Source organism: Pseudoalteromonas luteoviolacea (assembly GCF_000814765.1).
In the GTDB taxonomy this organism is placed as follows: domain Bacteria; phylum Pseudomonadota; class Gammaproteobacteria; order Enterobacterales; family Alteromonadaceae; genus Pseudoalteromonas; species Pseudoalteromonas luteoviolacea_H.
This window is the reverse complement of record NZ_JWIC01000008.1, coordinates 245,001-247,723: the sequence shown is the minus strand read 5'-3', so window position 1 is coordinate 247,723 and position 2,723 is coordinate 245,001. Positions and strand designations below refer to the sequence as shown.

Sequence of the window (2,723 nt, the reverse complement as noted above, 5' to 3'; positions counted from 1 at the left end):
CAGCCATACCCTTGGGACCGACTTCAGCCCCAGGATGTGATGAGCCGACATCGAGGTGCCAAACACCGCCGTCGATATGAACTCTTGGGCGGTATCAGCCTGTTATCCCCGGAGTACCTTTTATCCCGTTGAGCGATGGCCCTTCCATTCAGAACCACCGGATCACTATGACCTACTTTCGTACCTGCTCGACGTGTCTGTCTCGCAGTTAAGCTGGCTTCTACCATTACACTAACCGTACGATGTCCGACCGTACTTAGCCAACCTTCGTGCTCCTCCGTTACTCTTTGGGAGGAGACCGCCCCAGTCAAACTACCCACCAGGCACTGTCCTCAATCCCGATTAGGGACCTAAGTTAGAACATCAACACTACAAGGGTGGTATTTCAAGGACGGCTCCACACAATCTAGCGACTGTGCTTCAAAGCCTCCCACCTATCCTACACATGTAGGGTCAATGTTCAGTGCCAAGCTGTAGTAAAGGTTCACGGGGTCTTTCCGTCTAGCCGCGGGTACACAGCATCTTCACTGCGATTTCAATTTCACTGAGTCTCGGGTGGAGACAGCGTGGCCATGGTTACACCATTCGTGCAGGTCGGAACTTACCCGACAAGGAATTTCGCTACCTTAGGACCGTTATAGTTACGGCCGCCGTTTACCGGGGCTTCGATCAAGAGCTTCGACAAATGTCTAACCCCATCAATTAACCTTCCGGCACCGGGCAGGTGTCACACCGTATACGTCATCTTACGATTTTGCACAGTGCTGTGTTTTTAATAAACAGTCCCAGCCACCTGGTCACTGCGGCTCTCGTTTGCTTACGGAGCAAGTCCTTCACAAACAAGAGCGTACCTTCTCCCGAAGTTACGGTACAATTTTGCCTAGTTCCTTCACCCGAGTTCTCTCAAGCGCCTTAGTATTCTCTACCTGACCACCTGTGTCGGTTTAGGGTACGATTCGATATAAACTGAAGCTTAGAGGCTTTTCCTGGAAGTAGGGCATCAACAACTTCACTACCGTAGTAGCTCGTCTCGACTCTCAGCCTTAGCGACCCGGATTTTCCTAAGTCACCAGCCTACAGCCTTTCACATGGACAACCAACGCCATGCTTGCCTAGCCTGCTCCGTCCCCCCATCGCATTTATACCAAGTACGGGAATATTAACCCGTTTCCCATCGACTACGCTCTTCAGCCTCGCCTTAGGGGTCGACTCACCCTACCCTGATTAACATGGGATAGGAACCCTTGGTCTTCCGGCGTGCGGGTTTTTCACCCGCATTATCGTTACTCATGTCAGCATTCGCACTTCTGATATGTCCAGCATGCCTCCCGGCACACCTTCAGCCACTTACAGAACGCTCCCCTACCCCGCGAACAAAGTTCGCAGCCGTAGCTTCGGTGGTATGTTTAGCCCCGTTACATCTTCCGCGCAGGCCGACTCGACTAGTGAGCTATTACGCTTTCTTTAAAGGATGGCTGCTTCTAAGCCAACCTCCTAGCTGTTTTAGCCTTCCCACATCGTTTCCCACTTAACATACACTTTGGGACCTTAGCTGACGGTCTGGGTTGTTTCCCTCTCCACGATGGACGTTAGCACCCACCGTGTGTCTCCCGGATAGTACTTTACGGTATTCGGAGTTTGCAAAGGGTTGGTAAGTCGGGATGACCCCCTAGCCTTAACAGTGCTCTACCCCCGTAAGTATTCGTCCGAGGCTCTACCTAAATAGATTTCGGGGAGAACCAGCTATCTCCCGGTTTGATTAGCCTTTCACTCCTAGCCACAGGTCATCCCCTAACTTTTCAACGTTAGTGGGTTCGGTCCTCCAGTCAGTGTTACCTGACCTTCAACCTGCCCATGGCTAGATCACCGGGTTTCGGGTCTATACCCTGCAACTTAAGCGCCCAGTTAAGACTCGCTTTCGCTACGGCTCCCCTAAATGGTTAACCTCGCTACAGAATATAAGTCGCTGACCCATTATACAAAAGGTACGCAGTCACCCTCGAAGGGCTCCTACTGCTTGTACGTACACGGTTTCAGGTTCTATTTCACTCCCCTCACAGGGGTTCTTTTCGCCTTTCCCTCACGGTACTGGTTCACTATCGGTCAGTTGGGAGTATTTAGCCTTGGAGGATGGTCCCCCCATATTCAGTCAAAGTTTCACGTGCTCCGACCTACTCGATTTCACTTCAGATAAATTTTCGTGTACGGGACTGTCACCCTGTGTCGTCCAACTTTCCAGAAGGTTCCACTAATTACACTGAAGCTTAAGGGCTAATCCGATTTCGCTCGCCGCTACTTTCGGAATCTCGGTTGATTTCTTTTCCTCGGGGTACTTAGATGTTTCAGTTCTCCCGGTTTGCCTCTTACAGCTATGTATTCACTGCAAGATACCGCTAAGCGGTGGGTTTCCCCATTCGGAAATCTAAGTCTCAAGTGCCTCTTACTGGCTTGACTTAGCTTATCGCAAGTTAGTACGTCCTTCATCGCCTCCAACTGCCAAGGCATCCACCGTGTACGCTTAGTCACTTAACCATACAACCCAAAATGGTTTGTATCGTCAAAGACAGTTTTAACTTTGCCAGAAGTTAAGTAATACTAAAGTAGACGCTAATTAATCAATTAAATGATTAATCGGCATTTTCTTTCGAAAACTCTGAATAACAATTGCTTGTTATTCGAGAATTTAATTATCAGCTTTCCAAATTTTTAAAGAGCAAGAGAAT

General features: G+C 49.4%; 1 rRNA gene. It reads right to left on the bottom strand.

Annotated features, from left to right (window positions below):
- Positions 1-2,532 (bottom strand): 23S ribosomal RNA (locus tag JF50_RS20765); the annotation flags it as partial.
- Positions 2,533-2,723 lie beyond the last annotated feature (191 nt).